8 protein-coding genes are annotated in these 7,943 nt (G+C 51.9%); 2 read left to right on the top strand and 6 right to left on the bottom strand.

Annotated features, from left to right (window positions below):
- Positions 1 to 176: 176 nt before the first annotated feature.
- Positions 177 to 1,907, top strand: a complete 1,731-nt coding sequence (locus tag INT22_RS07995; protein WP_193059626.1) for a proline--tRNA ligase — start codon at positions 177 to 179, stop codon at positions 1,905 to 1,907.
- 93 nt (positions 1,908 to 2,000) lie between these two features.
- Here the strand turns inward: INT22_RS07995 and INT22_RS07990 are convergent, their stop codons facing one another.
- From INT22_RS07990 to INT22_RS07970, 6 genes are all read right to left on the bottom strand, one after another.
- Positions 2,001 to 3,224: a PqqD family peptide modification chaperone gene (locus tag INT22_RS07990; protein WP_193059627.1), complete on the bottom strand. Its 1,224-nt coding sequence runs from the start codon at positions 3,222 to 3,224 to the stop codon at positions 2,001 to 2,003.
- Positions 3,225 to 3,274: 50 nt separating this feature from the next.
- Positions 3,275 to 3,433: a hypothetical protein gene (locus INT22_RS07985; RefSeq protein ID WP_193059628.1), complete on the bottom strand. Its 159-nt coding sequence runs from the start codon at positions 3,431 to 3,433 to the stop codon at positions 3,275 to 3,277.
- 277 nt (positions 3,434 to 3,710) lie between these two features.
- Positions 3,711 to 4,757, bottom strand: coding sequence for a GGDEF domain-containing protein (locus INT22_RS07980; protein WP_319022057.1), 1,047 nt, complete (start codon positions 4,755 to 4,757; stop codon positions 3,711 to 3,713).
- Positions 4,758 to 4,864: 107 nt separating this feature from the next.
- Positions 4,865 to 5,377 (bottom strand): hypothetical protein, encoded by a 513-nt coding sequence (locus tag INT22_RS07975; protein ID WP_089038550.1) that lies wholly within the window; start codon positions 5,375 to 5,377, stop codon positions 4,865 to 4,867.
- 182 nt (positions 5,378 to 5,559) lie between these two features.
- Positions 5,560 to 5,685, bottom strand: a complete 126-nt coding sequence (gene ccoM / locus INT22_RS22090) for a cytochrome c oxidase subunit CcoM (protein ID WP_269768700.1) — start codon at positions 5,683 to 5,685, stop codon at positions 5,560 to 5,562.
- Positions 5,686 to 5,927: 242 nt separating this feature from the next.
- On the bottom strand, positions 5,928 to 6,446 hold the full coding sequence (locus INT22_RS07970; protein WP_193059629.1) for an FKBP-type peptidyl-prolyl cis-trans isomerase: 519 nt from the start codon (positions 6,444 to 6,446) through the stop codon (positions 5,928 to 5,930).
- A 118-nt stretch (positions 6,447 to 6,564) separates the two neighbouring features.
- Between INT22_RS07970 and INT22_RS07965 the strand changes: the two genes are divergently transcribed.
- Positions 6,565 to 7,935: an AmpG family muropeptide MFS transporter gene (locus tag INT22_RS07965; RefSeq protein ID WP_193059630.1), complete on the top strand. Its 1,371-nt coding sequence runs from the start codon at positions 6,565 to 6,567 to the stop codon at positions 7,933 to 7,935.
- Positions 7,936 to 7,943: the final 8 nt, after the last annotated feature.

Below are 7,943 nucleotides of genomic sequence, written 5' to 3'. Positions count from 1 at the left end.
GAGCCACAAAACCGGGCAAGTTTAACACATTTGCTTACCAGCACACGCCAAGCTGTTAACGTAGGGTTTTGCCGCCTTACTCGCTTAGCCGTACAATGCCGCATTCAGCGCTAGTTTAAGCGCTACATTACTAAACGATTAAGCATCACCCCTACCAACAAGGAATGCTCACGCCCATGCGCGCCAGCCAATTATTGATTGCGACATTAAAAGAAACCCCGGCCGACGCTGAAGTCATCAGCCACCAGTTAATGCTGCGCGCCGGTATGATCCGTCGTCTTACCTCTGGCCTCTATACGTGGCTGCCGCTTGGCCTACGCACGCTGCGTAAGGTTGAAGCCATTGTCCGCGAAGAGATGAACCGTGCCGGCGCTCAGGAAGTATTAATGCCCGCCGTGCAACCCGCTGACCTATGGCAAGAGTCTGGCCGTTGGGAGCAGTACGGCCCGGAGCTACTACGCCTGAAAGATCGCCACGAGCGTGACTACTGCGTAGGCCCGACCCATGAGGAAGTCATTACTGATTTGGTGCGCAAAGAGATTGCCAGCTACAAGCAACTGCCGGTTAATTTTTACCAAATCCAAACTAAGTTCCGTGACGAGATTCGCCCGCGCTTTGGGGTGATGCGTTCTCGGGAATTCATTATGAAGGATGCTTACTCCTTCCACCTGGACGAAGCCTCCCTCAAAGAGACTTACCAGACGATGTATGATGCCTATACACGCATCTTCACTCGCCTGGGTCTCGATTTCCGTCCTGTGATTGCTGATAACGGCTCGATTGGCGGCACGGGTTCTCATGAATTCCACGTGCTGGCGGAATCAGGCGAAGATGATATTGTGTTCTCTAACGCCTCCGATTACGCCGCTAATATGGAAAAAGCTGAGGCTCTGCCCGCGCCGCTAGGCAGCAACGCCGAGCGTGCAGCCCCCAGCGAAGAGATGCATCTGGTCGATACGCCCAACGCTAAGACAATTGCCGCCCTGGTAGAGCAGCATGGCCTGCCGATTGAGAAAACCATCAAGACACTCATGGTGCATGCCGCTGAAGGTGGTTTGATTGCCCTGCTAATCCGTGGTGATCATGAGCTTAATGAAGTCAAAGCTGAAAACCTGCCCCAGGTAGCCGCTCCGCTCACCATGGCGAACGAAGAAGAAATCCGCGCCGTGGTTGGCGCTGGCCCAGGCTCACTTGGCCCCGTTGGCCTAAACATGCCGATCATTATTGATCACAGCGTGGCGCTTATGAGTGACTTTGGTGCGGGCGCAAACATCGATGGCAAGCACTACTTCGGCATTAACTGGGGGCGTGACGTGGCGCTGCCCCAAGTTGCCGATCTACGTAACGTTGCCGAAGGTGACCCGTCGCCGGACGGCAAAGGCACGCTGTCTATCAAACGTGGTATTGAAGTAGGCCACGTCTTCCAGCTTGGACAAAAGTACTCCGAAGCAATGAACGCGACGGTGCTGGGCGACAACGGCAAAACCAGCCATCCGTGGATGGGCTGCTATGGCATCGGTGTTACCCGTGTGGTCGCTGCCGCCATTGAGCAAAACCATGATGATTCAGGCATTATCTGGCCAAACGCTATCGCACCGTTCCAAGTAGCGTTGGTGCCGATGAATGCCCACAAATCACAACGTGTGCGCGAAGAGTCCGAACGTCTCTATCAAGCGCTAACAGCGGCTGGCTTAGACGTGTTGCTTGATGACCGCGACACGCGTCCCGGCGTCAAGTTTGCAGACCTGGAGCTTATGGGTGTGCCTCACCGTTTAGTGATTGGTGATCGTGGTTTGGATAACGGCGAACTGGAATACAAAGGCCGCAGGGATAGCGAAGCGACCATGGTTCCGGCTGACACAATTGTTGATTTCCTACGCGAAAAAGCAGGACTGATCAGCGCCTAACCGTTTATAACGGCCACGACTAGAACTGCATCGTGGCCAATAAAAGAGACACTGGCAGGCATCATCAGTTGGGGTGCCTCGCCAGTGCCAGCGCTAATCGGCGACAGGCTGCACTAATCCCAAGCTGACTAATTGGCCCAATAACTGGCAGATATCTCGCTTGATACTTTGCCTGCTAGCGCCAACAAAAAAAGCCATCAAGGTATCAATAATTTCATCTTGGCATAGAGCCTCATGCTGCAGCAGTGCCCACACGGCTCTACTCGTCACATTCAAACGATGGATTTCGCCGCCCTCTTTAGCAATGACGAACAGCTCTTCACCCAATGGAAACTCGTGAGCCACCGGGCTGATTTGCCACCTGCGCGTGTCGTTTGCTGCCAGCACCTGGCGCTGTTTGAACGCCTCCGACTCAGTTTGACGACGACACGGACTCGTCGCCACAGCACCGTCAAGAAATCCATCGCTATTTATCTCAGTTGCTAGCCACGTTGCCGCTTCGTAAGCATCTCGGTAACGCATTAAAAAACACGGTAAATCTTTTAAGAGTGGCAAAAAACGCTCAATCAAGGTTTGATCCGACTCATGCTCAGCGAAATTCTGCTGCAACAACTGCCATAACCCATCTCCCGGCTGCAGACGAACCAGCTGTGGCTCACTGAGCGATTCATCGCGCTCAATAAGCAGTACGGCGCCTAGCGGACAACGCACTCCATGCGATGCCAGCTGCTGCTCGTTTAACGCCAGGTAGCCATAGCGATCATCATGAGGCCCTAGGTGGTTAGCAACAAACTGATGAAACTCCGGCGCAAGGGTCTCTGGCAACGGCAAGCGCAGTCTAGGTGCAACGCCCAGCGCTATCCCTTCACCACAACTATTGAGTGCCAGCACATCATCGCCAAACACCCGATAACCTGCCGCGGCGAACGCCGCCGTGAGCGTACTTTTACCCGCCCGATGACTATCCGGAAATATTACTAGCTGTTGATTAACCTCTACCGCCCCACAGTGAAGCCCAATATGCTCAGGATGATGTCGAAGATAAGCCCCCGCTAAATCAGCAATCACGCTGCATGCGGTTCCTGCAGGTGTATCTAATAACATGCCTCCCGGCAGGGCCGGCGCTTCCTGCCAGTAACCATTAGGATGCCGCCAAACACAAATAGAGGGTGCGTGCTGTTGAGCCTCACAGGGCGTTAGCCGCCAGCCTGGCATGGCTTGATGAATCACTGGCAGTAGCCGCTCTGCATCAATCAAGCGTATGCAAGGGCCAACATTTTCCAACGCATAATCGACAGCAATCGAAGTGGTAGACACGGCACCCACCCCTTACCAGCGAGGTAATAAGCGGCTTATGCGAATCTCAATCACAGCGTCTCCATCCCAGCGGGAGCGCTGTGGGCGAGCGTAGTAAGGACGTGAATGATGGGGACGTGAATGCCTGGGTTTAGAATAATGGGGTCTTGAATAGCTTGGCCTTGAATAGCTATGTCTTGAATAACGTGAACGGGAATGGTGATGTTCACGCGCTTCAGCTTGCCCCATGGAAAACAGCGTAGGGGCCACGTAAAGTGCAGCGGCACCAAGCCCTAAACTTGCTAGCACTTGACGTCGTGAACGCCGTTTACTCAGCAGGGAATCGGCTTCATTGCTCATATCAGCACTCCGGATTAATCGCTAGAAAGGTTATGAAACACTGTTTTAAAAACAATCCTAGCCTCGAAGCACACAGCAAACCACCGGCTGAGCGTCACTTTCCCATTGTTTACTTTTTTTAACTACACTCAGCGTTTTGTGGAAACATTATGCAGCTGCAGTAATTTGCCAACCATTACGGCCGGCGCTCTTTACTCGGTAAAGCGCCTTATCAGCAGCTTTATAGGCACTTGGAAAGGTCGCATCCCCTGCGGTAAAGCATACTGCCCCAATACTCAAGGTGACCCTTTCATTGTGCGGGTGCGCGGGGTGTTTGAAATCAGCCTGCTCTAAAACAGACGTTAATTGATCACAGTAGCCAATCAATAACGCATCATCATCACAAGGCAATACTGCGGCAAACTCATCCCCGCCTAATCGGTATAGTTTTGCCTCTGCTCCCAGTACATATTTCAGCAGACTGGCTAAGCGCCGTAACAGTTGATCCCCCTCAGGATGTCCCAATGAATCGTTGTACTGCTTAAAGAAGTCGATATCGACCAAGATCAAAGCAAGCGCAGCCCCTTCTTTGGTAGCGACATCCTGATGCAGCGCACTGCGGTTACCTATCCCCGTCAGCGGATCACGCATCGCATGCTGCATCCAGGCTATGGTTTGCTTAGTCGCACGCTCTGTACGCCGTAACTGACGCTCATGCATTACCCAAAACAGCAGCCCTAGTGCAAAAATCACCATGCTCGAATAGGTGAGAATCTGATTATACCGTCGGGTGCTTTCGGAAAACTCATTAATTGCCATACCACGCAGGTCGAGCTGATTCATCTCAATGTTCGTTAAACAATCAATTGGGCCCAACAGTTCAGCTGCAGCATCAAACGGTGTCACGGTAGTTTCTGTAAGGCGCTCTGTTAGTAAATTGAGGGTTTGTAAACTCGGCTGGGTACAGCTGTACCTTTGACGATATACCTCGACATCAATTAGCCCATAGGCAAGATCGAGATTAAGCCTAACCGTTTGTCGCTGTTCATCGTCAAAGGGCTGTTCGCTTAACAAATGTTGTTGGGCGAGCTGTAAATATGCCCGAGACCTGGTAGCCAATTGCTGCCCTGTCAAATTGCCTGTCTGGCTGAAGTAAGCCTGTATTTCGGGATATACCCAGCGCGCCTCATAAACAATAACTACCATCAATGCCATAAAACTCATGAGGCTCAATGATAACCACGTTACATAGCGGCGCTTCCTAGCGAAAGGAACGGGGGGTGGCAGTGGTACGGCAGGTGGAGAAGGCGGCGGCTCAATGATCACCAACGGGCCTCAATACTTCGAATCATCCATATCCAGTCGTTGAACTCACGCAGGCTCTTGATATCACGCTGATCATTATAAGCCAGATCAACCAGCCGCAATGGCCCCCGCGAACGCAATGTAAGTGGCTCTCCACTCTCTGCCGTGACCATTAACCACTTAGGATCATCCCAGCCATCTAACGTCACTTCGTAATCATCCCATGTCGTAAAGTGCAATGCGGGAGGAACTTCGCCAAACTGATTAATGAGAAAGCGACGGAATTCAAGCCCATGCATCTCTAGTTCTCGGCCTTGAAAAGGATCAAATACTGGCGAGGTAATCGTAGATTGTTGACGTAACTCATTAAGAGAGAGTGCTGTGGTTTTTTCACCATTAATGACGCTTAATGCTTGAGCATAGACCGGCACTGATAGCCAGCTAAGTAATAGAAGAATACAGGCAACACTAGCTTTGGGATAATGATGAGCGCAACAGCGTATGGCAACGATTGAATTAGCAGCATTCATGGCAAATGGCTTCCTTGCGGTACAATGCCTTATTGTACAACTAGGTACTTTACCAGACGATTAATGCGAATACTCGAAAACATAGTTTTAATTAATAAAAAAGCCGACCCAACTGGGCCGGCAACAGGAAGCTCGCTGTTAAAAGCAAGCTCCCTCCCCTGACGACGGTCACCACAACGGCGTTAATGCTTTTTACGTTCATCCTTACGGAGGTGGTCGCGTACAATAAAACCTACCCAACCAACCATGAAAGCAATCATTAACGCGACAGTAACTAGACCGAAAATAACAGCATCATCCCAATACATGGTGATCCCCTCCTGCCGTGATGTATGACACCATCCTAGTGCGTTAATCGCGGCAGGAAGCTGACCTGGGTCAAGCTTTTCAGCGGGGTTATTTGCGGCCCATCAGGAACTTGATATGGGTCAGTTTTTAACGCTTAAAATACGCTGCAGCTTTAAAATACACTGTCAATTTTGAGCACGCTGAAGATTTAAGGCCTGTGAAACTTAAAGTCTGTGAAACTTAAAGCCCCTAAAACTTGCTGCTAAAGCACTTTTCGATCTTCTACTTTGCTGTGTTCGGTTCCCGGCGGTAGAGGGTGGCCTTTCGCCAGCTCTGCACGGGTTGCATCACGCACCTCCAGCACGTTGACTTGATAGCGAAGCGTATGGCCTGCCAGCGGATGATTTGTATCGACCGTCACCATGTCCCCATCAACACTAACCACCGTGACAATTTGCGGGCCTGCTTCACCTTCTGTTTGGAAACGGCTACCGGGTTCAAGCGCTGCGCTGCCAAACGACCCACGACTCACCTGTTGCACCAAGTCTTCATTACGGATGCCGTAGGCATCAGCAGGCGCAAGCGTGACACGCAGCTCATCTCCAGCGGCTTTATCTTCCAGAGCACTCTCTAAACCGGGCAAAATATTATCGTGTCCATGGAGGTACTCTAAGGGCTTATCACGTGCGTTGGAGTCATCTAGCACGCGGGTACTGCCATCGCTAAGCACATCGCTTAACACGTAGTGTAAAGTGACTACTTGATGGGCTGTAATCGACATTGAAAACTCCTCTCCGGTAAGCTATCGGCTTTGTCATGGATATCAGGCCTAGTCTACCACTGAGCGGTTTTTAGCGGGCCTCGATGCAGACGTTTTCTTTCCTGGAGTGTTAACCAATATGCCCACCCCTACTCCCCAGCGCAGCTGGCTGGATGCGTTAGGTATTTACTGTCGTGCACCTGTCATCACCATGCTGTTTCTAGGTTTTTCAGCAGGCTTACCTTTTTTGCTAGTGTTTTCCACTCTCTCTGCATGGCTACGCAGTGACGGCGTTGAAGTGGCCGCCATTGGCTTCTTCGCCTGGATTGGCATGCTCTACTCAATCAAGTTTTTTTGGGCACCTATCGTTGACCGACTTGCCCTGCCGATCTTAACCCGCACGTTTGGCCAGCGGCGTGGCTGGATGCTGCTTGCCCAGGGGATGATTGCGGCAGGGTTGATGGGCTTAGCGGGAGTCAGTCCCGTAGGCAACCTAGGCTGGGTAGCAGCCTTTGCGCTGCTGATAGCCTTTGGCTCGGCCACCCAGGATATCGCCATCGACGCGTATCGCATCGAATCCGCGGATGACGATGTACAAGCAGCGATGGCCTCTACTTACATTATCGGTTACCGCGGGGGGCTATTAGCGGCAGGTGCCGGGGCGCTGTATGTGGCATCAGCGATTTCCTGGAACGCAGCGTATCTGTGTATGGCGGCGCTTGTGGGCATTGGCGTGCTCACCGTGCTGATTCGACCTGAACCAAAGCGCGCCTCGCTGACGGTTCAGCTCATTCACGAACCCAAGGTACGCGCCTTCATTCGTGCCAGCCGTGGCCAACCGAAAGCTTTGCGACGTCTAGGTGCTTGGGTGATTGGTGCCATTGTGTGCCCTTTTACCGACTTCTTCCACCGCTATGGGGTGAAGGCGTTGGGCATTTTAGTGTTTATCGCGGTGTTCCGAATTAGCGACCTTGCCATGGCCTCTATGGCAAATCCGCTGTATATCGATTTAGGCTTTTCACTGGCCACCATCGCCAACGTCACCAATATTTTTGGTATTGCCATGAGTATAACAGGGGGCATTCTTGGCGGCTTGCTGGTTGCTCGCTACGGCATTGGGCCACTGCTGATCATTGGCGCAGGCTTTGTCATGGTGACCAACCTGCTGTTTGCCGCATTAGCATTGATAGGCAACCAACTCCCTATGCTGGTCGTCACCATTATTGGCGATAATCTTGCCAATGGCTTAGCCAGCGCTGTCTTTATTGCGTTTCTTTCCAGCTTAACGTCGCGGGCTTATACCGCCACCCAATACGCACTGTTTTCGTCGCTAATGACGTTACCAGGGAAGTTTCTGAGCGGTTTTGGCGGGCTGGTTGTCACGGCTCAGGGATACGCCACTTTCTTCATAGTGGCCACTCTGCTCGGTTTACCCGCCATTCTGCTAGCCATCTGGATCAGCCGGGATAAGCAGTTGGTGCCTACCCCAGTGATCGCAGAGGCAAAATAAAGCTAGCG

Source organism: Halomonas sp. 3D7M (genome assembly GCF_014897885.1).
In the GTDB taxonomy this organism is placed as follows: domain Bacteria; phylum Pseudomonadota; class Gammaproteobacteria; order Pseudomonadales; family Halomonadaceae; genus Vreelandella.
The sequence above is the reverse complement of the archived record's forward strand: the minus strand, read 5'-3'. Positions and strand labels throughout refer to the sequence as shown.